This window comes from Fulvivirga maritima, assembly GCF_021389955.1.
GTDB lineage: Bacteria > Bacteroidota > Bacteroidia > Cytophagales > Cyclobacteriaceae > Fulvivirga > Fulvivirga maritima.
On record NZ_CP089980.1, the window covers coordinates 781,559 to 804,953 of the forward strand.

Annotated in this window: 19 protein-coding genes; 12 read left to right on the forward strand and 7 right to left on the reverse strand. The window is 39.0% G+C overall.

Annotated features, from left to right (window positions below):
* Nucleotides 1-126: 126 nt before the first annotated feature.
* The 4 genes from LVD15_RS03300 (at nt 127) to LVD15_RS03315 (ending at nt 5,792) form a co-directional block, all read left to right on the forward strand.
* A complete protein-coding gene (locus LVD15_RS03300) occupies nt 127-1,020 on the forward strand; it encodes a LysR family transcriptional regulator (RefSeq protein ID WP_233778871.1) in 894 nt (297 codons plus the stop codon).
* Between the two features lie 73 nt (nt 1,021-1,093).
* Nucleotides 1,094-2,059 (forward strand): YeiH family protein, encoded by a 966-nt coding sequence (locus LVD15_RS03305; protein ID WP_233778874.1) that lies wholly within the window; start codon nt 1,094-1,096, stop codon nt 2,057-2,059.
* A 117-nt stretch (nt 2,060-2,176) separates the two neighbouring features.
* Nucleotides 2,177-4,705, forward strand: coding sequence for a M1 family metallopeptidase (locus tag LVD15_RS03310; protein ID WP_233778876.1), 2,529 nt, complete (start codon nt 2,177-2,179; stop codon nt 4,703-4,705).
* A gap of 127 nt (nt 4,706-4,832) precedes the next feature.
* Nucleotides 4,833-5,792 carry a bestrophin family protein gene (locus LVD15_RS03315; protein WP_233778878.1) on the forward strand — a complete coding sequence of 320 codons (960 nt, stop codon included), beginning with the start codon at nt 4,833-4,835 and terminating at the stop codon, nt 5,790-5,792.
* 46 nt (nt 5,793-5,838) lie between these two features.
* Here LVD15_RS03315 and LVD15_RS03320 read toward each other — a convergent pair whose 3' ends face one another.
* Both LVD15_RS03320 and LVD15_RS03325 read right to left on the reverse strand, forming a co-directional pair.
* Nucleotides 5,839-6,681 carry an NAD(P)-dependent oxidoreductase gene (locus LVD15_RS03320; RefSeq protein WP_233778880.1) on the reverse strand — a complete coding sequence of 281 codons (843 nt, stop codon included), beginning with the start codon at nt 6,679-6,681 and terminating at the stop codon, nt 5,839-5,841.
* Between the two features lie 40 nt (nt 6,682-6,721).
* Complete coding sequence (locus LVD15_RS03325) at nt 6,722-7,672, reverse strand: bifunctional helix-turn-helix transcriptional regulator/GNAT family N-acetyltransferase (RefSeq protein WP_233778881.1); 951 nt, start codon at nt 7,670-7,672, stop codon at nt 6,722-6,724.
* 102 nt (nt 7,673-7,774) lie between these two features.
* On the opposite strand from LVD15_RS03325, the gene LVD15_RS03330 reads away from it, so the two are divergent.
* Both LVD15_RS03330 and LVD15_RS03335 read left to right on the forward strand, forming a co-directional pair.
* Nucleotides 7,775-8,245, forward strand: a complete 471-nt coding sequence (locus LVD15_RS03330; RefSeq protein ID WP_233778882.1) for an OsmC family protein — start codon at nt 7,775-7,777, stop codon at nt 8,243-8,245.
* Between the two features lie 179 nt (nt 8,246-8,424).
* On the forward strand, nt 8,425-8,580 hold the full coding sequence (locus tag LVD15_RS03335) for a hypothetical protein (protein ID WP_233778884.1): 156 nt from the start codon (nt 8,425-8,427) through the stop codon (nt 8,578-8,580).
* A 1-nt stretch (nt 8,581) separates the two neighbouring features.
* Here the strand turns inward: LVD15_RS03335 and LVD15_RS03340 are convergent, their stop codons facing one another.
* Nucleotides 8,582-9,064, reverse strand: a complete 483-nt coding sequence (locus LVD15_RS03340) for a MarR family winged helix-turn-helix transcriptional regulator (protein ID WP_233778885.1) — start codon at nt 9,062-9,064, stop codon at nt 8,582-8,584.
* A 4-nt stretch (nt 9,065-9,068) separates the two neighbouring features.
* A complete protein-coding gene (locus LVD15_RS03345) occupies nt 9,069-9,497 on the reverse strand; it encodes a DoxX family protein (protein WP_233778886.1) in 429 nt (142 codons plus the stop codon).
* Between the two features lie 156 nt (nt 9,498-9,653).
* On the opposite strand from LVD15_RS03345, the gene LVD15_RS03350 reads away from it, so the two are divergent.
* Nucleotides 9,654-10,511, forward strand: a complete 858-nt coding sequence (locus LVD15_RS03350; RefSeq protein WP_233778888.1) for an aldose 1-epimerase family protein — start codon at nt 9,654-9,656, stop codon at nt 10,509-10,511.
* Between the two features lie 83 nt (nt 10,512-10,594).
* On the opposite strand, the gene LVD15_RS03355 is transcribed toward LVD15_RS03350, so the two are convergent.
* Nucleotides 10,595-11,692: an MBL fold metallo-hydrolase gene (locus LVD15_RS03355; protein WP_233778889.1), complete on the reverse strand. Its 1,098-nt coding sequence runs from the start codon at nt 11,690-11,692 to the stop codon at nt 10,595-10,597.
* Nucleotides 11,693-11,818: 126 nt separating this feature from the next.
* Nucleotides 11,819-12,364, reverse strand: a complete 546-nt coding sequence (locus LVD15_RS03360; protein ID WP_233778891.1) for a DNA-3-methyladenine glycosylase I — start codon at nt 12,362-12,364, stop codon at nt 11,819-11,821.
* Between the two features lie 279 nt (nt 12,365-12,643).
* Here LVD15_RS03360 and LVD15_RS03365 point away from each other — a divergent pair, with 279 nt between their 5' ends.
* The 5 genes from LVD15_RS03365 (at nt 12,644) to LVD15_RS03385 (ending at nt 22,390) form a co-directional block, all read left to right on the forward strand.
* Nucleotides 12,644-13,213: a Crp/Fnr family transcriptional regulator gene (locus LVD15_RS03365; RefSeq protein WP_233778892.1), complete on the forward strand. Its 570-nt coding sequence runs from the start codon at nt 12,644-12,646 to the stop codon at nt 13,211-13,213.
* A 76-nt stretch (nt 13,214-13,289) separates the two neighbouring features.
* Nucleotides 13,290-13,769, forward strand: a complete 480-nt coding sequence (yiaA, locus tag LVD15_RS03370; RefSeq protein ID WP_370687396.1) for an inner membrane protein YiaA — start codon at nt 13,290-13,292, stop codon at nt 13,767-13,769.
* Nucleotides 13,770-14,154: 385 nt separating this feature from the next.
* Entirely contained in the window at nt 14,155-15,846 is a 1,692-nt protein-coding gene (gene ilvD / locus LVD15_RS03375) for a dihydroxy-acid dehydratase (protein WP_233778894.1), read from the forward strand.
* A gap of 1,026 nt (nt 15,847-16,872) precedes the next feature.
* The gene (locus LVD15_RS03380) at nt 16,873-20,262 is read left to right on the forward strand and encodes a T9SS type A sorting domain-containing protein (protein WP_233778895.1); all 3,390 of its coding nucleotides are present in this window, start codon (nt 16,873-16,875) and stop codon (nt 20,260-20,262) included.
* Nucleotides 20,263-20,845: 583 nt separating this feature from the next.
* On the forward strand, nt 20,846-22,390 hold the full coding sequence (locus LVD15_RS03385; RefSeq protein ID WP_233778897.1) for a S41 family peptidase: 1,545 nt from the start codon (nt 20,846-20,848) through the stop codon (nt 22,388-22,390).
* A gap of 446 nt (nt 22,391-22,836) precedes the next feature.
* Here LVD15_RS03385 and LVD15_RS03390 read toward each other — a convergent pair whose 3' ends face one another.
* Nucleotides 22,837-23,385, reverse strand: a complete 549-nt coding sequence (locus LVD15_RS03390) for a DUF4999 domain-containing protein (RefSeq protein ID WP_233778898.1) — start codon at nt 23,383-23,385, stop codon at nt 22,837-22,839.
* Nucleotides 23,386-23,395 lie beyond the last annotated feature (10 nt).

Sequence of the window (23,395 nt, forward strand, 5' to 3'; positions counted from 1 at the left end):
CCTCAAACTAAAAAACGTATTATTCATACCATAAAACCACTTTTAAATCATTATTTTAATCAACTTTGCACAGTTTTGAGATGCAATGCCCATCACATATAATTTATTCTATTTTGCAATAGCAGCATGTTCGACTTCAGACTTCAGGTATTTAAAACAGTAGCCAAGCGGCTTAATTTCACCAAGGCAGCTCAGGAACTCTCCATCACACAGCCAGCTGTAACCAAACATGTAAAAGAAATAGAGCAGCACTTTCAAGTGAAACTATTCGACCGAAATGGCACTAAAATAAAACTGACCCCTGCCGGGGAAATGCTACTGCAATATTCTGAGCAGATTTTTGATATCTATCGTAACCTGGAGATAGATCTCAACGCACTGGCAAGCAAGCACGGTGGCCGACTAAAAATAGGGGCCAGCACTACAGTAGCGCAGTACGTACTCCCTCCTGTTATAGCAGCTTTTCATCAAAAGTTTAAGGATATCACCATTACTTTAGACACCGGAAATACAGAAAAAATTGAGCAATCGCTTTTGGAGGGAAATATTGACTTAGGCATTATTGAAGGACAATCAAAAGCCGCTGGCATTAAGTATAGTCCTTTTCTTAAAGATGAAATAGTGCTGATTACTAACAGCCAATCAGCGCTAGCTAAGAACTCTGCTATTACCGTAGATCAGCTAAAAGAAATTCCGTTACTAATACGAGAGCCTGGTTCAGGCACACTGGAGGTAATACACTATGCCCTTAAAGAACAAGGCATACCTTCTGCAAACTTACAGACTGAGATGCAACTCAGCAGCACAGAAAGCATCAAATTATACTTACTTAACTCTACTTGCGCTTCTTTTCTTTCTATTCACTCCGTGTTAAAAGAATTGAAAAATAATGAATTATCGATAATAGATGTTCATGACCTTACTATTGAGAGGTATTTCAATTTCATTCAGCCACAGGGACAAAGCAATAACCTGGTAGACCTTTTCATTAAATTCACTTCGCGCTATAACTACAGGTAATAACTGATCACTAATTGTGATTTCTATTCCAGGATAACTCTGCTCAGTTTTGTCATATGAAAACAGCAAAAGAATGACAGAGCGAATAAAATCATATTTTAAAGGTCCATTTCAGAAAAACACATTATTACGAAAAGTTATATTTATCATAGCCGCTGCACTTTGTCTGTTTCCATTTGTTTCACCACCTACAGCCTTGCTAATGGGCATTATAATCGCACAGATCATAGGGAATCCATATTTACACCTGAACAATAAAGCCACTCACCTACTCTTACAGATCTCAGTAGTAGGACTGGGTTTTGGAATGAATATTAAGGAAGCCATACATGCCGGATCACAAGGATTTCTATTCACTATTTTCTCTATTGTAGGCACACTGACCTTAGGCCTGGGTCTGGCCAAAGCCTTTAAGCTTGATAAAATTACAAGCTACCTCATTTCTGTAGGCACTGCCATTTGCGGAGGCAGTGCTATTGCAGCGGTGTCACCAGTGGTTCAGGCCAAGGAAAAACAAATATCAATAGCACTCGGCATTGTCTTCATCCTCAACTCTATTGCCCTCTTCGTTTTCCCTGTAGTGGGCAATATTCTTCATTTAAGCCAGCAGCAATTTGGCTTATGGTGCGCCATTGCCATTCATGATACCAGCTCTGTAGTAGGGGCCGCTGCCAAATACGGAAACGAGGCTTTAGAAATAGCCACCACAGTAAAGCTAGCTCGTGCGCTGTGGATAATACCCGTGGCCTTACTCTCTGCTACATTTTTCAAACAAGGAAAAGGAAAGGTAAAAATTCCGTATTTCATTGGCTATTTCATCATTGCCATGTGCATAAACAGTTACTCCCCTTGGGTTCTAGCTCACAACCAGGTAATAGTAACCATAGCGAAAGCCGGGCTCACTTTAACCTTATTTTTAATTGGAAGCGGATTATCAAAAAAAGTGCTAAAATCAGTAGGACTAAAACCCATGTTACAAGGACTAATTCTTTGGACAACCATATCATTAGCCTCATTATCTGCTATTTACTACCTATAAATGACATCTCAATAACAGAATACTCCCTTCCATCCCTACAAAACTTCGTTCATCATTACACAAAAAGATAAGCCTAATATTTCCCTTACCTTTGGCGTGCTAAAAATTAACTATATCATGAAATTCAAAACATTAATATTAGCTAAGGCCCTTGCCCTGATATTTATACTCAACAGTCAGCAAGGAGTTTTAGCACAATCCGACTCTCTCAGAACACATGTTCACGGGCGAGTTTATTCACCCTTCATAACATATCAGGCCACGGCTGACAAAGTAAATGATCTGATAGACACCAAGCTAGAAGTATCATTTGACTATGAAAAGGCCTATTTATACGGTAAAGAATGGGTTACGCTCACCCCTCATTTTTACCCTACAGATTCATTGATTCTTGATGCCAAAGGAATGGACATTCATGAACTGGCACTCATAAAAGGTGACAAAAAAACACCTCTTAAATATTCTTATGACGATGGCTTACAATTACACATTAAGCTAGATCAAACCTATACCAGGAACGATCAGTACACTCTTTACATAGCCTATACAGCCAAGCCTAATGAATTAACATTGGGAGGAGGTAGTGCTATTGTTGATTCCAAAGGCCTTTACTTTATTAACCCAAAAGGAACTAACCCTAACAAACCGATTCAGGTTTGGACTCAAGGAGAAACTACCCAATCATCTTGCTGGTTCCCTACAATAGATCATCCTAACCAGAAAACCACGGAACAGATAGCCATGACCGTACCGTCAAAGTACGTGAGTTTATCTAATGGTGAATTAATTAACCAGAAAGAAAACAATGACGGCACCCGCACTGACACCTGGAAAATGGACGAGCCACATTCTCCATATCTATTTATGATGGCAGTGGGAGATTTCAAAATCCATCATGATGAATGGAAAGGCAAGCCGGTAGACTATTATCTGGAGCCTGCTTATGCGCCATATGCTGAAGACATTTTTGGAGACACACCTGAAATGATATCGCTTTTCTCTGATCTGCTTGGAGTAGATTACCCATGGAATAAATATGCTCAAATAGTAGTTCGCGATTATGTTTCTGGTGCTATGGAAAACACCACCGCTACCTTGCACGGTGAACACATACAAAAAACACCGAGAGAACTTTTAGACGGAAGTGCCGAAGAGACTATATGCCATGAGCTATTTCACCAATGGTTTGGAGACTATGTTACAACAGAAAGTTGGAGCAACATTACATTGAATGAATCCTTTGCAGATTATAGCGAAACTTTATGGGATGCACACAAGCATGGACAAGATGCCGGTGATGAAAAGAATTACAATGACATGCTCTCTTACATGCAGCTACCTGCCGAAGCAGATCATGACCTTGTAAACTTCTATTATAATGATCCTCTTGAAATGTTTGATCTGGTATCATACCCTAAAGGAGGTAGAATTTTGCATATGCTGAGACATTATGTCGGTGACGAGGCCTTTTTCGCTAGCTTAAAGGAATATTTGAACACTTATAAACACAGCAATGCTGAGGCACATCAGCTTAGACTTGTGTTTGAAAAAGTAACAGGAAAAGACCTAACCTGGTTCTGGAATCAATGGTATTATGGCAAAGGGTACCCTGAATTAGATGTTAATTATATCTATAATGATGAAGCCAAAACCGCTCAGGTAGTATTTAACCAAACACAGCAAGGTGATAAAATTTATAGACTGCCTATGAAAATAGACATCTATAGTGCTGATGGAAGCAAAAGCCGAATGGATTACCAGTTGGATGCTAAAAAAGACACCCTGACTATTAGCTACCCCACTGGGGCTAAACCTGCGCTGATAGATGTTGATGCCGAAAAAATATTATTAGCGAAGATCACTGATCATAAATCGCTTTCTCAATTCATTTATAGCTATAATCATGCAGGCATTTATGTTACAAGGCGACAAGCCATAGAATATGCCGCCCAACATCAGGATAATAAAGAGGCCGTTGACTTTTTAATAACAGCCTTAGATGATCCTTATTTCAGCATAAGAGAATTAACTATAGCAAAACTTGATCTTACAAAAGACTTAGTAGCTAAGAAAGCAGTAAAAAAACTAAAAAAAATAGCTCAGAACGACGAGAAGACCGTTGTACAAGCAGCTGCTTTATCTGCTCTTGCTCCACTTAAAGACAAGTCTAACAAAAAACTATTTTTAGCTGGCCTTAAGAGCCCTTCTTACAGCGTAGAAGCTGCTGCTCTGGAAGGCTTATTCGAACTAGATCCTAAATTGGCCTATGAAAATGCGGTGACTTTTAAAGATGATCACCTAAGCGTTCTCACTAACCAACTAGCAGTAATATTTGCTACTGAAGGTAATACTTCTGATAAAGAATTCTTTAAAACCACTTATTCAGAAGCATCATTATTTAACTCACTCCGCTTTATGGAACCCTACACCACTTGGTTGGCTCAGGTAGATGAAGCCGCCACAGTAAAAGAGTGCGTTAATCAAATGTATGAGCGCTTAAGCACCATGAATAATGTTCGTTTTATAGGATATGGTGTTCACTTTTTAGATCAATTACAACAAGCAAAACAAGATGATACTGAGGTTTTAAATTTCATTAACACCAAAATATCTCAGCTCCAGCAAAAAGCAGCATCGCTACAATAAAACACTCTGGCACCTAATCAAATACTGAGAAGTACACTATTTGATTAGGTGCTTTCCTTTCTGCCCACTTCAAACAATTGTGTTCTGTCCATGTTTTATTCCCTACACGTAAAACTATGGAACATATATGATTGTAAATAGAAATCTAAAATGGAGGCACATTATCCACTACACGTGGAGGAGTATCATTTACTTTTTCCTACTTTCTATTATGGTTTATGTACTCCATGTAGAGTTTGATATACCAAAGCTTTCCATCCCCTTTAATGCTGTAGCCACACTAAGTACAGCACTAGCCATATTCCTGGGTTTCAAAAACAATAATGCCTATGACAGATGGTGGGAAGCAAGAAAAATCTGGGGATTATTGGTTAACTACAGCAGAGCATGGGGTCGTGAAGTTATTTCGTTAGCTATTCCTGCTGATTATGAAGATGCTCAGGCACTTAAAAAATGGCAAACTAAAGTGATCAATAGACATATTGCCTTTGTGCATTCTTTAAGGGTTTTCTTAAGAAAAAAGCATGCTTATAATGAAAATGGCATCACTGAAGTAATAGAAGATAATAATCGATATGAAGACTTAAAGGATTTCTTAAGTGAGGATGAATATAAGCTCATTCTCAATAAAAAGAATCCACCTAACTACCTACTTCAGCTACAGAGTAATGACTTGGCCACAGCTTTCAAAAAAGGATGGCTTTCTGACTATAGATTTGTTAGACTAGACGAAACCCTGACGGAGTTCAACAACCATCAAGGAATGAGCGAACGCATTAAGAATACGCCGTTCCCCAGGCCTTATAGCTTTTTCTCAAGAGCCTTTGTACTGATTCATGGCACCATGATCCCTTTTGCTTTTATTGAAGAACTTGGCTGGATTAACATACCACTATCCATCCTGATCAATTTTGTATTTCTGACCTTAGACCTAATAGGCGAAAGACATGAAGATCCTTTTGAAAACCGAATGGAAGATACTCCATTAACCGCTATTAGTCTCACTATAGAAGAGAACCTCAAAGAAATGCAGGATCGCACTGACTTACCAGAAAAGCCAGAACCTGTACATGGTGTAGTATTTTAATGAGAATAAAACAACAAAAAAGCCTGTCGGAATCGACAGGCCTTTTTCATTTTAAGTATTTTAAAACAGCCATCACATCTTCCTCTCCAAATTCGGAAATAGCCTCCTGAAAAGTATCATGAGTAGCCAATCCTACCTTTCCGTTCAGCCCACTACTTTTAGCGTATCTCAAGTCTTTAGCCAAATGATCTAGAGTGAAAGCTGCCTTATAATTATCATTAAGCACTGCTTCACTTTTAATATGAACATAGGGACTGCCCAGTGCGCCGCTCTTTAAAATATTTAAGAAAACCGCTTTATCCACCCCCATACTTTCACTAAACCTGATGGTTTCTGCCAGCCCTTGAGTTACAATACCCAGAAAAGCATTAACAGCCAATTTCGCTGCATTACCTGTTCCTACTTCTCCAATATAGACCACTGCCTTACCTATCTTCTCCAGCAAAGGCTTCATCTGATCTACCGTCTTCTCTTTTCCGCCAGCTATAATCACCAGACTCGCTTCTTTAGCTTGCTTAACACTACCTGACACCGGAGCATCAATATACTCCAGCTGTTGAGCTTCGCATTTTTCAGCCATTTGTTTACTCATCTCAGGAGTGATGGTACTCATATTTATAATTACTTTCCCAGATGCTGAAGCTGAAAGCAAGCCATTTTCTCCGGCAAAAACTTCTTCAACGGCAGCGTCATCAGAGATCATCACAAAAACCACTTCCACTTGCTCCAACATATCTTTAGGAGAACTTATGAATTCAGCTCCTTGATCAACTAATGGCTTAGCCTTTTCTTCTGTACGGTTATACACCCACAAATCATGACTAGCATTTAATATTTTTTCTGACATGGGTACTCCCATTTTCCCCAATCCGATCCATCCTATTTTCATATTGACTTTTTATTTTTTTAACATAAGTGAGTTCAATAGGTTACAGCTCCATAGCCATTTGAATGTTAGCTCGTTCGTACGGAGTATTACGACCAGCTACTTTTTTAAAGCCAAGCTTTTCATATAAAGAAATGGCCGCTTTTAAAGTGGTATTACTTTCCAGATACAAATTAGAGCTTCCGAGCGACTTAGCCCTTTCTTTAATGGCGTTACCCAAAATAAACCCAAGTCCTTTGCCTTGAGCTTTTGGAGACACCGCCATTTTTGCTAATTCGTACTCATAAGTATCGTCATTCATCTTCACCAGTGCACATACGCCAAGAGGCTCTCCTTTATACAGCGCTACTAAAATAGCACCTCCATTGGCAATTATATAGCCCTCCGGATCTTCCAGGCTTTTAATATCTTGTGTTTCTAATCTGAAATATCGAGAAATCCATTCTTCATTTAATGCCTTGAATGCTTCTCTGTACTTAGGCTGATAATCTACAACCTCCACTTCTTTACTTTCTCGTAACTTCTTTTGCTCCAGAACTCGCCTTAACAAAGGCTTCTGCCCCAGCAAATATTCCCATTCCTCAATAGCATGCCACAAGTTGTTCTGAGTTTGAGACATGATATCTTCTACAGCATTATTTACATCTTCTAACTGACTTTTAAGCTTTTCATTAATCTCAATAGCCTTTTTTGAAAGAGAAACCACATTTCTACGTCCATCAGATTCGTCCTTTTCTTCCTTTATAAGCCCTGCCTTGCACATTTCTCTTACTATTTTACTTACTGAAGGGTGCGAATGCCCTATTTCCTTAGAAATACCGGTAATAGATTTGGCCTCTCCCTTAGAAAGGATATAAAAAACAGGAAACCACTTAGGCTGTAAGTCTATACCATACAACTGATACACTTCAGCCGCATCAGTAGTAATTTTCTCGGTTAATAATCTTAACCTACTACCAATAGCCATTTTTCCGACTTCATTAAAAAACTCCATATAATTTCAATTACGTAACCAGTTACGCAAATATAATTATAATTTGAAATTATCAGTTTAAGCAACATGATTTTTATATCTTAGCCCACAAAACCATCCACTATGAGTCGTACACATTCATATACTACCACACTTAACTGGACAGGAAATCAAGGCAAAGGCACAGTTAACTACAAAAGCTACGAGCGATCTTACAACATTTCGATCCCAGGAAAACCTGACATTTCCGGCTCGGCCGACCCTGCATTTAGAGGAGACCCTGGCAAGCACAATCCAGAAGAAATGCTGGTAGCATCCTTATCATCATGCCATATGCTGTGGTATTTACACCTATGCTCCACAGCGGGCATTGTAGTGACAAGCTACCAGGATAATGCAGAAGGAACCATGGAAGAACTTAAAAATGGTAGTGGAAAATTCACTGAAGTCACCTTAAAACCAATAGTTACCATATCTAAGGCAGAACAAATAGAAAAAGCAAAGGAAATACATGCGGAGGCCAACAAAATGTGCTTTATCGCTAACTCTTGCAATTTTCCTGTGAGGCATGAGGCTGAAATAAAATTGAGTTAAAAATATCCATAACATAAATAAAAGCCTTATCAATTATCACTCTAGGAAGCGCCTCGTCGCTTATTTCTTACATCTAAAAAAATTTACTTGACCTGAAAACAATTTTTAGCTTAATTTGTTAAGCGTCTCATTCAAAGACGGTTTCATTATCATTGACTTTCATTTTTTAATTTAACGTTATGATCAAGTCTGAAATCATCTGGTTCCACCTATTGCTAGGCCTGGGTATTATTTTTTATGAACTAGCTATGAACAACATTTTTGAAGTCACTTTCTGGACTATGCTCACAAGCGCAGAATGGATGGTTTTCAAAAAATTAGGGCTTATAAGTTAAACTAAGCCCCTTCATTTTTACCCTCTTCGTTTAGTCGATTCATTAGCTTAGATAAGGTTTGTTTAAAATTCATTACCTCATCTAACGATATCTCATCAGTGCTCATTTGACTAACTATAGCTTCTGGAACGCAAGCAGCTTTATCTCGTAGTTCCTTACCCTCAGGAGTTAGAGAGATAACCACTTTTCTTTCATCGAGTTGTGAGCGCCTGCGCCTAACCAACTTCTTCTGCTCCATTCGCTTTAAAAGCGGAGTAAGGGTGTTTGACTCCAAAAACAGTAAATTACTAATTTCATTTACTGACTTATGATCCTCTTTCCATAACACCAAAAGCACCAGGTATTGTGGATAGGTAATATCCAGCTCCGCAAGCAACGGCGTATAAAGTTTAGTAACCATCCGAGAAACAGCATATAACGGAAAACATATTTGATTTTCCAGCCACAGCTGCTCCGGGCTACTATATTCATCATTTTTTTTCATTCTATTAACTAGACTTTTTATGTAACAGCGCCTTCAAAGCTCCGCTAGACCACAACGCCCACAATATAAGCACGGGCTGAAAGAATAATCTTATTAAGCGTTTTTTGTCAGTATCTAAACCAAAAGCATCTATTCCATTCAGATACTGGGCGATATTTCCAGGGAAAATAAGCACATAAAAAATGGCTAATGCAAGACCTGCCCAAACTTTAAACCTACCAAGAAATACCATTGAAACTCCCAAAATCAATTCTGCTATTCCTGATAAAATTACCACTAAATCTTTTCCTAAAGGAACCCAATCAGGAACCTGAGCTTGAAACTCGCCCCTCTGAAAGGTCATATGGCCAACAGCAGCCATGATCATGAACAATCCTAAAATTATCCTGAATACCTTCTGAACTTTACTAGTGTGAATGTTTTTAACTATCATTTTAATATCGTTTAAGAATTTATCGTGTGCGACACAAATATAACAGCATTCATCATATTAGGTTCAAACAAAAGCCATAGTTTGAAGAACTTTTCGTTAATTAAAGCGTAGAGTTATCAAAAAAGGCAATATTAGTTGCACTAAAGTTTATAGACCATGACTTACATATTAGAAAATAATCATTTAAAAATAAGCGCGAAATCACAGGGCGCAGAGCTTACTTCCATCATCAACAAAAAAACAGGAAAAGAAATGCTATGGGGCGGCAATCCTGATTTCTGGGGTAGACATGCTCCCATTTTATTCCCTTTTGTAGGTAAGCTAAATGACAACAACTACACTTATCAAGGAACAAAATATCCTATGAGCCAGCATGGCTTTGCCCGGGATATGAATTTTGAAATAGAGGAGCAATCGGATAATAAATTAGTGTTCAAGCTACAATCTAACGCTGAAACGCTAGAAAAATACCCATTTTCATTTGAGTTGAAACTAGGCTATGAACTGAAAGCAGAAACCATCATCCACACTTACGAAGTGAAAAATACAGGAACTGACACCATGCTTTATTCTATTGGTGGGCACCCAGCTTACAGCATAGAAGGTGATTTTGATACGCATGAACTTTCTTTTGAAAAGGAAGAGTCAGAATTAAAAAGAACTCACCTCCACGAAGGTTTATTAGATGAAAAGAAGCCATTCGAGTTAAAAAACCACAAAGTATTACCACTTAACTATCCTCTGTTTGCAGAAGACGCATTAGTATTTGAAAGCTTAAATTCTAACGAAATAAGTCTCACAAATAATGGCTCTAAACTGCTCACTATGAACTTTGAAGACTTCCCTTTCTTCGGCATCTGGACTAAGCCTGGAGCCCCATTTCTTTGCTTAGAACCTTGGTTAGGCATAGCAGATGTAAAAGACTTCGATGGAGATTTATCTGAAAAGAAAGGCATCATGAAACTTGAAGCAGGTCAGATGGATCACTTCAAGTATGAGGTGTCATTTTATTAAATCCTTAAAAAAGCCTTCGAAAATCGATTATAGCATAGATTTTCGAAGGCTCTTTTGTAATATCTTTCTCAGATAAGAAAAAATTATTCCATCCCTTCCCACCAATGATCAAAGGTTTGAGTAGTATCCTTTAAACGTACCACCTCACCGATTTTTGGTGTAACCAGAGGAAAATTATAATCCGCACTTAAACGACTGACTTCAGAAAGGGGCTCATCCCATGGATGCCAGGCCAGTTTAAATTTTGACGAGTGCACAGGAAACACTCGCTTCGCTTTGAGATCTGATCCTGCCTTTAACGTTTGCTCTGGCAACATATGAATCGCCTCCCAAGCCTTATTATACTGCCCGTTTTCTAATATTGCTAAATCAAAAGGACCAAATTTACTACCGATATCAGCGAAATGAGTATCATACCCGCTATCTCCACCAATATACAGCTTAAAGCCTTCCGCCTCTAACACGTAAGAGCTCCACAAGGTATTATTTCTTTTAAATCCTCGACCTGAAAAGTGTCTTGAAGGGGTAAAATAAGCCTTAAATCCATCATCTAAATCCACCGCATCACACCAATCTCCTTCTATAATCTGATCTTCAGTATACCCCCACAACTCAAAATGTGAACCTACACCCAATCCGCACATTACTTTGCGCACTTTATTCTTCATAGCCACGATAGTTTGATAGTCCAAATGGTCATAGTGATCATGACTGATGAACAGATAATCTATATCCGGCATATCTTCAACTCCATACCCATTAGCTCCCGGAAAGGCTTTTACAGAACTAGGAATAGGCGAGGCATTACCACTAAAAACAGGGTCAACCAGAATTTTACGGCCATTAAGCTGAATAAAATAAGAAGAATGCCCAAACCAAACCAATACATTTTCATCAGGACCGAAATTCTTTAGATCTGTAACTACAGAAGGTATACTATCTTTTGGCTGCGTTCTGGGGTGTTTTCCAAAAATCTGCTTATACATAACACCTATCATGCTGTAACCTTCTGTTAGCGTAGGGGTGTGGTGAAAGTTTTCAAATACTCCATCTTTAAAATGTGACGATTTACTCATCCTTTCTAATCGCTCTCCCTCCGGATTCTTACCAAACAGATCTTGTGACATATAAAAGTATGTGGCAATAGCAACCGCTACCACCACCCCTATAATTAATATCATTGCTCGCTTTATAATTTTAAAAAATCGATTCATGCATTACTAGACGTACGTAAGACATTTATATTTTAAGAAGACCTCTTTTCTACTCTATTTTATTTAACAATTCTAATTTTTCTATTTAACCTTTTATTCCATCCATTTAGGATCCTGTTTTTCGATCTCTTTATTAACAATACAATTATCATCATGAGCTCCTTTTAAGAAGCCTATACTCATTAGAAATTCGCCCACTATTTCCCCTCCGGTAAAGCGGAAAGTCTTCTTAAAAATCTTAACCCACTCCGCTTTAGTTTTAGGATGATGGTGCTCGAGCCACTTTTCAAAAGAGCCGTACTCCTGCTGTAGCTCTTTTATTTTTTTGGCATTTTCAATGGCTGCATTAACCTTTAGTTTATTTCTGATAATCCCCGCATCTTGAAGTAACCTTTCTCTATCCTCCTCAGTATAGGCGGCTATCTTTTCAATATTAAAATTATCATAGGCCGCTCTAAAAGAGTCCTCCTTCTTGAGTATAGTTTCCCAGCTCAAACCCGCCTGATTGATCTCCATGATTAATCTCCCAAAGAGCTCATTATCATCGTGGATAGGAAAACCATAGTGATAATCATGATATTTTTTATGTAAAGACCTCCTAGGCTCAGGCATAGTCTTTATAACTTCACAGTATGACATTTAATTCTTCGTTTAGAATAGAACAAACGGCGAGGATAACATGCTGTTTCGATATTTGAGAAAAACATTTTATCGGAAATCATCTATCTGGAGAGTTATTAGCATCAATTCCAACCATAACATATCTATTCTTTTTATTAAGTAATTCATTTATAAAGCAAAAATCTCCAATACACCTCTGTTAATGAGGTTAGACACAGAACTACTGGCCCCTTTTTTACCCATTTGCAAGGAATTCATTAGTTTTAGGTTTTAATAGTTTGCTTATTCAAAATATTGATGAACACATTTGAATCTTATCTCCATGATTTTGTAAAGCTACCTCAAGAGTCAATGCAGGCCCTATTAGGGCTTTTTAAACCGGTTTCTATGGAGAAGCAATCGCATTTCGCTAAAGAAGGAGAATACTCAAAAAAGCTATGCTTTATAGAACAGGGCATTATGCGCGCTTATTACAGAAACCCCAAAGGAGAAGAGTTTAACAAACTGTTTTTTATTAACCCTGCCATAGTAGGAGGATACTCATCGCTAATTACAGGCAACAAGAATATGATCAATATCCAATGCCTAACAGAATGCTCCTTGCTACAAGCCAGCTTTCAAGACATTCTGGATCTTTACGAGGAATATCCCTTAGTAGAGAGGCTGAATAGAGTAATTGCTGAAGATTTCTTCGTAAAAAAGGAAAGACGGGAAATGACACTGGTAATGAATGATGCATCTGAAAGGTACAAGATATTTAAAGAGGAATATCCGCAGCTTGAAAATCAGATTGCCCAGTATCATGTAGCTTCATATTTGGGAGTTACCCCAACACAGCTGAGCCGGATCAGAGCAAAAAGAGACTAGTCGTTTTCTTTACATATGTAAATGTTTCTCAACCAAGAGCCGCCCATCTTTGCTTCATAATCAAATATTAAAAGTTATGGATCAAAGCACATTCACAACTCCGACGGAAGAGTATTCTTCTAACACTAAAAAGAACTCAAAGAGAAATAAAGAAAACACCAGCAAACCATCTAATGCGTTTGTGGCTGTATCTTGGTGTACCTTAATTGTCGGTATGACGGCCTATTTTATTGGCCTTTATAATGCTGAAATGCTATTGAATGAAAAAGGATATTACTTTTCGATAATCATGTTCGGCTTGTTTTCAGTGGTTTCTGTACAAAAAAGTGTACGCGACAGACTGGAAGGGATACCCGTAACAGACATATACTACGGAATCAGCTGGTTTTCAGCCTTGCTGGCAGTAACACTATTGGTAGTAGGTTTATGGAATGCAGAACTGACCTTAAGTGAAAAAGGCTTCTATGCCATGAGCTTTTTATTGAGTATGTTCTCAGCCATTGCAGTACAGAAAAACACTCGTGACCTGCAAGCTCATACTAACTCCGATAATTAAAATCATTTTTAAAGAGGCTTCTCCACACAGAGAAGCCTCTTTTGTTATTTACCTCTAATAATAATTCTAAAATACCCTTTAAAGCGATCACAGCTTGGAGAAGAAGTTGATCCTTCAGACTTCTTTAAGATTCTCACCTAAAAACCAACTGCACACACCCGACGCATACCAATAATATTTTGGAAAGATTCTAAAAAAACAAATATTCATTTACAATGAAGTTAAAGCATATTAAAATTCCCTAGTTTAGCCTCTGAAAACAAAATGGAGTATGCGAATAGAGGCATATCCGTGTTTTATGTTAAATAAAGCCATAATTCTGAGCGAGAAAGGCATCTCTCAAATGCCTAATAATAAAGCTCAATTTTGAAAACATATAAGAAGAATGAGAAGTGATGAAGTAAAAAAAGGGTACGAGAGAACACCTCATAGATCGTTGTTCCGAGCCACCGGACTTAAAGATGAAGATTTTAACAAACCCTTTATTGGAGTAGCCAACTCATTTGTAGAGATTATCCCTGGCCACTTTTTTTTGAATAAAGTATCTGAGATTATAAAAGAAGAAATCAGAGCTAATGGCTGCGTTCCTTTTGAATTTAATACTATAGGAGTAGATGATGGTATTGCTATGGGGCATGACGGCATGCTTTACTCACTACCCAGCCGTGAGCTGATTGCCAGCTCGGTAGAGACTGTAATGAATGCTCATAAGCTGGATGCCATGATAGCTATCCCTAACTGCGATAAAATTGTACCCGGTATGATTATGGGCGCACTAAGGGTTAATGTGCCTACTGTGTTTGTAAGCGGCGGCCCCATGTCTAAAGGCCGTAAAAAAGACGGTACTCCTATAGACTTAGCCACCGCTTTTGAAGCGGTAGGTAAGCATGAGGCCGGCACTATTACCGATGAAGAACTGCTTGAAATAGAATGTAATGCCTGCCCAAGCGGTGGTAGCTGTTCTGGTATGTTTACAGCCAATTCTATGAACACGCTCATGGAAGCCATGGGGATAGCTTTACCTGGCAACGGAACCATTTTAGCACTTACCCCTCAACGTGAAGAGTTATATAGAAAAGCTGCCAGAAGAATCTGCGAAATAGCTAAGAGTGAGGAAGACTCTGAAAAATATAAGCTAAAGAATATATTAAATGAAAATGCGGTAAGAAATGCCTTCGCTGTAGATATGGCCATGGGCGGCAGCACCAATACGGTATTGCACATGCTAGCCATAGCAAATGAAGCTGGCGTTAACTTCCAACTAAAAGACATTAACACTATCTCTCAAAAAGTTTCTCACATAGCCAAAATATCTCCCAGCCTGAGCACGGTTCACATGGAAGATATTAACAGAGCCGGAGGCGTAAATGCCGTAATGAAAGAGATGACCAAAAGAGGAAATGATGTATTAGCAGATAACCCAACCATAGGCGGAGAAACTGTTCTTGAAAAAATAGCTGATGCTAAAATAAAAGACACTAATGTAATTCATCCCTTTACTAACCCTTATAGCAAAGTAGGTGGGTTAGCCATATTATATGGTAATCTGGCTGAAGAAGGAGCTGTAATTAAAACCGCAGGAATTACTGGTGACCGCGTATTCACCGGAAAAGCGATATGCTTCGATGGGCAACCAGAAGCCATTGAAGGCATTCGTCAAGGCAAGGTGAAGGCGGGAGATGTAGTAGTGATCAGATATGAAGGCCCAAAAGGAGGTCCCGGCATGCAGGAAATGCTCGCCCCCACCAGTATGATTATGGGCATGGGGCTAGGCAGCTCAGTAGCGCTCATCACTGATGGCCGCTTTAGTGGAGCCACAAGAGGAGCATCTATAGGTCACGTTTCCCCAGAAGCTGCTGAAGGTGGCATGATAGGCTTACTTAAAGATGGTGATGAAATTCATATAGATGTAGACAAATATATCTTATCGGTTAACCTTAGCGATGAAGAAATAGCTAAGCGAAAAGCCGAGTTTGTGCCTGTAAAAAAAGCTATTCAATCAAGATGGCTAGGGCAATATAGAGCCTTGGTAACTAATGCCAGCAATGGAGCTGTATTAAAAACAGACTTATTTTAAAGCAACAATCCGATCCTTTTTTTATTTACAAAAGACTTCTCGCTGCGAGAGGTCTTTTGTTTTTTAATATGGTCATTGCTTATCACCTCCTCCCCATTGAAATTATTTCAATAAGCCCCTTCCAAACGCATCCAATTTTAACAAATCAACAAAAAAATAATTAATTTTTAAAAACACCACATAAATAAAGTGATTTCATTGATAATATTTGAATAAAAAGAGACTTTACTTAACTTTGAAATATCAATTAACGAATTGATCTACACTGTAGGGTGATGAAACAGGCAGACATGCCCTCCGGTCTCGAGGGTGGAGGTCACGGGATAAATTCTTTCAGGTATCCAATAACACTTAAAAGCACTAACCGCTTCGTGGAGGTTCGAATCCTCCCTCTACAGCAACAATGAAAAGGCAGCTCTTAACAGCTGCCTTTTTATTTTCTCCTCACTTTTTTAACCGGCCTTTATGCAGCTAAGCATAAGCTAGTTATGAAAATTTCAGCTCCATTTAACATTTTCTATTGTTCGGAAGCATCAGCGGGCTATTTTCTATACCAGAATTGATCTAAATTCTGAGAACTAATCGTAATCCAGGAAAGTCTGAGTGGAGATAAATCAACCAGGGCATTAATTCTTACTCACTTCTAACATAAATATTACATCCAAAAACTCATCCTTTAGAGCTTATCTTAGCTCAAAACTCTACACTCTCCCCTCGCTATAACCTATAAACTACATGACAATATCACAATCTAAAACTTTAATTATCTGTGGCTCTATAGTTCAGCACATATCATAACAATTTAAATCCTGCGGGAGGATAAAAGAATAATCGGAAAAATCCACAAACAATCTTAGAGCGTAATGTTTCACGACATTTGACAAGAAAAAGCACCTGCCAAATGATTAGCTTTTGTATTGATAACTGTTAAGGCTAACACAGAAAATTAATTAGATCAAACCTTCTACATATTCAGCAAAAAAAACAGTTAGCAGCCAAATCATCGATCAATTTACCAAAGAAAAAATGTCACTACTCAATATGATTGCTCACCTAAAAGATAAGCTTTATACTAGGCATAAAGGCTTAATCTCTTCGTGTCTAAAAAGTCTATCATTAATAATTACTGTTTGTACTTTAGCTATATTAACTGTCAATCAAGCGCAAGCTCAAACACCTGGATTAATCATAGATCCTGCTGCAGGCGGGGCTCCTATTCTAGACCCTAATGCCGATGGTTATGTCTCAGCAGATAATGGAGGCTTCATAAGTAATGATAATACCGAGAGCGAAATAGCCTACCAACCTATTACTGTGCCTGAAGTAGAACCCACCAGCGATGTAGCTTCCGGCCCCGCTTGTGGCTTTACAGATTTTGCTGATGACGCTACACGCTATGTAGCCGCCTCATATTTAGATGCCTCCGATAATTGGCTATTCAGATTTCGCTTAGGCGGTTTTAGCCCTAACTCCAAAGGCTATAGTATTTTAATTGATACTGATAACTTATTTGGAAGCGGTAGTGATCCTAATTATGTAAGTGGCAACCCTGGCTTTGAAATCGAAATTGAATTGGTAACCAATTTTGGAGTGAGACTCTATGATGTAGACGGCACCACCACTCCTACACTGATGACCACTTTAGGTTATGATGATTATGCGCAAAAGTCTATCGCTCAATCTTCCTCTTGCGGTGATTTTGACTATTTTTACGACTTCTACATTCCCTTCTCTACCATTACTTTTTATTTCCCCTCGATTACCACCTCTACCCCCATGCGACTTGTAGCCAATACCGTGATCAATACTCAGAGTGCCTTAAGTGGCAACATCTCAGATATTGGAGGAATAGATGACAATGCATATGGCAATAATGTAGAAAAAATGTGGGGAATTATAGCAGACAATCAGGTAGCCACTGCACCAGACGACATCAACGCCGGCTTTCCGCCAAGCCGCAGTGTAGCACCTGTTATAAGCAGCCCTGTATCGATAGGAGCCACTAGCGTTTCAGGCTCATCCAGCGAAGCCACTGGCACCGTTATAGAACTTTTGGTAAATAATATTTCAGTAGGCACGACTACCGTTTCTGGAGGAAGCTGGACCTTATCAGGTCTAACCGCCTTGTCAGAAAATGATATATTGACTGCTACTGCTACTGCCAGTGGAGAATCGGTATCACTATTCTCTAATGAAGTAAGTGTGGGCGCTTCCTGCAGTGCTGCACCTTCCATTACTTGCGGTGGTCGTAAGGGAATAGAAGTCAGTACTACCACTTCTCTACCAGTAGGTACTATTCTTAATGCATATAATCCCGATCACGCTTCATTCCCTGGCCCTATTAGCACCTTTACGGTCACCACACCAGGTACATTGTTTGTTATCGCTTGTAACGGCTCCAATTCCGGCTGTAATTCTGGCACCAATTGCCAGCCCAATGGTACTTACTGGGCTACCGTGCAAGAGCCAGGGAAATGTGAATCTATTCCTTCCGCCCCTTTTTGTACCGGTGGAGGCAGCTCTGCAAGCACCCCCCCGATAATAAGCACCACCTCTGTAACCACCTCCACTACCACTATTACAGGAACTTCCACTAGCGGATTTAAAATATTTCTTTTTATTGATGGTGATTATGTCAGCACCACCACCGCTAACGGATCAGGAGCATGGAGCTTTTCGGGTCTATCTCTTAGCTTAGGCCAGACATTACAAGTAAGAGCTCTACAGTCAGGACAGTGTTTATCTCCAATAGCGAGCAGAATCGTGACAGAGCAATCTACTGCACCAACTATAACAGGGCCAATCGTAAATGGAGCTACCAGTGTATCTGGCACCAGCTCTGAAGCGTCAGGCACAGTTATCAATGTACGGGTAGGTGGTGTTACCGTGGGTACTACTACTGTAGATGCTAATGGCAACTGGACTGTTACAGGACTATCATTAAGCACAGGCCAGGTAATCACTGCTACCGCCACTGCCCCTGGAGAATTGGTAAGTGCCGCATCATCTTCTTTTACCGTTTTAGCTGCAAGCGCTACTCCGTCTATCACTGGCAGCTACTCAGAAGGAGATACATCCGTTTCTGGCACTTCTCCATCAGCCGACGGCTCAGAAATAGATGTATATATTGATGGAGGAGAATTAGGCTCTACAAATACCTCAGCCGGAAACTGGACTCTTGGCGGCCTCAACTCTGCCAACTCTGATTTATACGCAGGTGGTGTGTTAACAGCTACCGCCACAGAATCTGGCAAAGCCGAAAGTACTCCATCAGCAGGCAACACTGTAAACTGCCAACCGCCCCTCACCAACCGAACTGTAAATGTAATCAGCAATGAGGTATGCGAAAACACTACCGCTCAGGTAGAAATAACTAATTCTGAAGATGGGGTTATATATACCCTACGTGATAATGGAGATACTGTAGACAAAAGCACATCATTGCTGGGCACAGGAGGCGCTATCACTTTTGATTCTTTTGAATTAACAGCTAGCGAAACGTTACAAATAAAAGCCCTAAAAATACCCGATTTTACCTGCACAGGCTTAAATAGTAACACTGCAGCCATTACCGTGTATGATAACCCCGCTGACGACCGGGCAATCACCAGCACCGCCACTACCATTGAACCTGGAGAATCTACTAACATTGAAGTGGCTAACTCCGAGCCGGGGGTAGAATATCTATTAAGAGATGATGCCGATGATTCAGAGATAGGTACTGCAGTAACAGGAACTGGCAGCACCATTCTACTCCCTACCGGCAATCTGAATACCACCACCACTTTTAATGTACTGACCACCAAAACATCTCCTATCATATGCAGCATAGAACAGCTTAATACCGCTACAGTAACGGTTAATCCCATACTTCCTGTAGAGTTAATCAGCTTTACAGCGAAGAAAGATATTGACAATATGCTAGTTCACCTTAAATGGACTACAGCCTCAGAAATTAATAATGACTTTTTTATAATAGAACGCAGCTCAGATGGTGTGATTTTCAATATCATAGGACAGGTAAAAGGAGCAGGTAACAGCGATGAGCAATTAGACTATCACTTTACTGACGAAAGGCCTACTGCAGACTTGAGCTACTACAGACTAAAGCAAGTAGACTTTGATGGCAGTTATCAGTATTCTTCAATTGTATCTATCGCCAGTGATCAAGGTGACTATCAAGTTCTCATTAATCCTAATCCATTTGATAAATTCACCACATTTAGAGTGAATGGCGCCCATAAGAATGATCAAATCAACGTGACTCTAATGGATAATTCCGGGAAGTTAATGAAGCGCTTAGAAGGAGGCCCTGCTATCAAGCTTTACAGAGAAGAGTTATCATCAGGACTTTACATCTATAAGATATATGTGAATAAGCAATTGATAAAAACTGGCAAACTTATTATTGAATAATACTGCTTTAATTCATCTTATATAAAGGATTTTAAGAGCAATGGAATGAAAACAAATGATAGGACCTTCAAATGAATGACATGCCTTATTAAAAAATTATCAAAAAACAGCCCGTTAAAGAGATTGAAATTACTAACTTAATAATATAAACACGTTTAATTTATATAAATTGCAATAATTAAGTCATTTCATTAAGAAAATTTGAATAAAAGAAAGGTTTCCTTACCTTTGAAATATCAATTAACGAATTGATCTACACTGTAGGGTGATGAAACAGGCAGACATGCCCTCCGGTCTCGAGGGTGGAGGTCACGGGATAAATTCTTTCAGGTATCCAATAACACTTAAAAGCACTAACCGCTCCGTGGAGGTTCGAATCCTCCCTCTACAGCTACAAAAAAGACAGCTTTACCGGCTGTCTTTTTTTATTTTAAGCTCACCTTATTCTATCTTTAAGAATAAACAATAAATGCGCCTTATTGCGTTAATTACTATTCGATGAAACACTTGGCGAGTTCATTGATTTTTTTTTCGTTATTCAACCAAACCCACGATCTTAATCTGATTTTTAAATTATACCTATATGTTCCAAAATGTATTGAAGAAGATAAGGAATAATAGCTTTATTATGCTGGCATCTGCCCTGGCTATTATTTCCTGTAATGATGATGACACCGTTGACAATGGCATATCAGATGCAGTAAACAGTGAGCAAGCAACATTGGATTCTATATTTTTATATGCCAAAGAAATTTACTTCTGGAATGAAGATCTTCCCGAGTATGATGAATTTGCTCCCAGAAATTACGCCTCTTCATCTGGTGAAGAACTGGAAAACTTACAAGCTGCTTTATTTGACATCACTCAATATCCTATAAACCCAGATACTGGCAATCCTTATGAATACCTGGGGCCAGGAGTAGGCTCACCTAAGTACTCATATATAGAGGAAAATGGCTCTACCAGCTCTCAGTTAGGGTCTTTAGCCGTTAACCCTTTAGATGGTGAAGACGAGGGTTATGGTTTTGCTCTCACAGCTATAGGCACTGAAGATATTCGGGTAAGGTATGTTACCAATGGCTCACCGGCTCATGACCTTGGCATAAGAAGGGGCGACAAGCTAATAGCCATCAACGGCCAGAGTCTTAGTGTGGCTACACAATCAGATATTGACTTTATTAATGGTGCCTTTGATGATAATTCATTTACTGCCACCATGGTAGATTCAGAAAATGACACCGCTGATTTTGACCTATCTTACTCTACTTTTGAGCTCTCTCCGGTATTTAAAGATACTGTAATAGAAGCAGCCAACACCAGCATCGGCTATCTGGCTTATGACATGTTTACTTCACTAAGTAACTCTCAAGAAGATTTGGAAGCTGCTTTTAGCAATTTTGCCAGCGAACAAGTGACCGACCTCATTATAGACTTAAGGTATAATGGCGGAGGCTACGTAGCTACTGCCACGCTACTGACTAACCTTATTGCTCCAAGCAGTTTAAATGGCAATGTTATGTTTGTAGAGCACTTTAATGAAACTATGAAAAGCGGACAGGCTTCTATACTTAGAAATCAGATTTATACTGATGCCAGTGGTAATAGAGTACCATATAATGGCAGGGATCTCACTTATTATGATCTTGATTATAGTGCCGCTGGCAATACCACTCTATTTGAAAAAGCAGGAACTTTAGAGACTGTAGAAAATGTATATTTTATCACTACCGAAAATACGGCTTCATCTAGTGAATTGGTGATTAATTCGCTAAAACCTTATGTTAATGTAACCTTGATAGGAACTACCAGTTATGGTAAACCAATAGGGTTTTTCGGCATTGATATAGATGAATACACCATGTACATTTCTAATTTCCATACTTTGAACTCAGAAGGAAACGGTGATTATTTCCAGGGATTTGAGCCAGACTTTGAAGGGTATGATGACGTATCTCGTGACTTTGGTGATCCTGAAGAGTATTGTACGTCTGTAGCTATTGGTTTGGCTACTGGCAACCTTCCTAATTCTGGCAGAACTAGCAGAGAAAGTAGCTTTAATGCTATAGAGATTAATAAAACTCCAAGGTTCAATGGAATGATAGAACAAAGAATCAATATAAAACAATAGTCATTTTCAGGTCAGCTTTGAACCGCAATAAACAGGTTCAGAGCTGACCTTTTTAACTCATCATCTCCCTCCAGGAAACCTCTATTGAAAATTTATCAATTCGACACCTATAAAAGTCATTGAAATTAAAATACAATCAACAGAATGGTCATAAAATTAAATATACTATAATTATATAGCCGATTCATTAATATAATTTGAATAAAAGAAAGGTTTCTTTACCTTTGAAATATCAATTAACGAATTGATCTACACTGTAGGGTGATGAAACAGGCAGACATGCCCTCCGGTCTCGGGGGTGGAGGTCACGGGATAAATTCTTTCAAGAATCCAATAACACTTAAAAGTACTAACCGCTCCGTGGAGGTTCGAATCCTCCCTCTACAGCAACAAAAAAGGCAGCTCTTAACGGCTGCCTTTTTTTATTGTCATTTTAATGCTCTCAATTATTCCGGTCCATAATAATACAGACTACCTTTATAATATCCTTTTAACTTATGGCCTTCTTCATTAACCATATCAAAGGTGATTTCATAGTCGTCCCCGTCTTTTTCTACAGTCATAGCCCCTGAAACGAAGGCGCCTTCCAAGTTTCCGCCTACATCTTCATAATCTCCATAAAATAGTAATCCTGCTTCAATCGCCATATCACCGATATAAGTGTATTTTCCTGGGCCAAGTCCCTCTACTTCAGCTGAAGACAATGCTTCAAAAAACATCCCGAACCCTTCTCCATCAACTTCAATTTCACCATCACTTTCGTAAACCTCTAAACCGTCAGAATACAGCATTAAGGACAACCAACTTAAATCTTCACCCGACTCCCCTACTACAACGTCTTGAAATTCAAGAGCACCGCCTTTCAAATTGAATTCGTTATCTTCTATACTTACATAATTACCGGTTATCTCATTTTCATCATCGTCATCAGAACATGATGTCAGTAGCACAACACTAAGTGCCACAAAAAGCATTGATTTAAAACATGTCTTCATTTAGTTATAA

Excerpts from the sequence above, each read along its gene's own strand:
- LVD15_RS03300 (WP_233778871.1), top strand. The coding sequence starts at position 127 with ATGTTCGACTTCAGACTTCAGGTATTTAAAACAGTAGCCAAGCGGCTT.
- LVD15_RS03305 (WP_233778874.1), top strand. The coding sequence starts at position 1,094 with ATGACAGAGCGAATAAAATCATATTTTAAAGGTCCATTTCAGAAAAAC.
- LVD15_RS03310 (WP_233778876.1), top strand. The coding sequence starts at position 2,177 with ATGAAATTCAAAACATTAATATTAGCTAAGGCCCTTGCCCTGATATTT.
- LVD15_RS03315 (WP_233778878.1), top strand. The coding sequence starts at position 4,833 with ATGATTGTAAATAGAAATCTAAAATGGAGGCACATTATCCACTACACG.
- LVD15_RS03320 (WP_233778880.1), bottom strand. The coding sequence starts at position 6,681 with ATGAAAATAGGATGGATCGGATTGGGGAAAATGGGAGTACCCATGTCA.
- LVD15_RS03325 (WP_233778881.1), bottom strand. The coding sequence starts at position 7,672 with ATGGAGTTTTTTAATGAAGTCGGAAAAATGGCTATTGGTAGTAGGTTA.
- LVD15_RS03330 (WP_233778882.1), top strand. The coding sequence starts at position 7,775 with ATGAGTCGTACACATTCATATACTACCACACTTAACTGGACAGGAAAT.
- LVD15_RS03335 (WP_233778884.1), top strand. The coding sequence starts at position 8,425 with ATGATCAAGTCTGAAATCATCTGGTTCCACCTATTGCTAGGCCTGGGT.
- LVD15_RS03340 (WP_233778885.1), bottom strand. The coding sequence starts at position 9,064 with ATGAAAAAAAATGATGAATATAGTAGCCCGGAGCAGCTGTGGCTGGAA.
- LVD15_RS03345 (WP_233778886.1), bottom strand. The coding sequence starts at position 9,497 with ATGATAGTTAAAAACATTCACACTAGTAAAGTTCAGAAGGTATTCAGG.
- LVD15_RS03350 (WP_233778888.1), top strand. The coding sequence starts at position 9,654 with ATGACTTACATATTAGAAAATAATCATTTAAAAATAAGCGCGAAATCA.
- LVD15_RS03355 (WP_233778889.1), bottom strand. The coding sequence starts at position 11,692 with ATGATATTAATTATAGGGGTGGTGGTAGCGGTTGCTATTGCCACATAC.
- LVD15_RS03360 (WP_233778891.1), bottom strand. The coding sequence starts at position 12,364 with ATGTCATACTGTGAAGTTATAAAGACTATGCCTGAGCCTAGGAGGTCT.
- LVD15_RS03365 (WP_233778892.1), top strand. The coding sequence starts at position 12,644 with ATGAACACATTTGAATCTTATCTCCATGATTTTGTAAAGCTACCTCAA.
- yiaA (WP_370687396.1), top strand. The coding sequence starts at position 13,290 with ATGGATCAAAGCACATTCACAACTCCGACGGAAGAGTATTCTTCTAAC.
- ilvD (WP_233778894.1), top strand. The coding sequence starts at position 14,155 with ATGAGAAGTGATGAAGTAAAAAAAGGGTACGAGAGAACACCTCATAGA.
- LVD15_RS03380 (WP_233778895.1), top strand. The coding sequence starts at position 16,873 with ATGTCACTACTCAATATGATTGCTCACCTAAAAGATAAGCTTTATACT.
- LVD15_RS03385 (WP_233778897.1), top strand. The coding sequence starts at position 20,846 with ATGTTCCAAAATGTATTGAAGAAGATAAGGAATAATAGCTTTATTATG.
- LVD15_RS03390 (WP_233778898.1), bottom strand. The coding sequence starts at position 23,385 with ATGAAGACATGTTTTAAATCAATGCTTTTTGTGGCACTTAGTGTTGTG.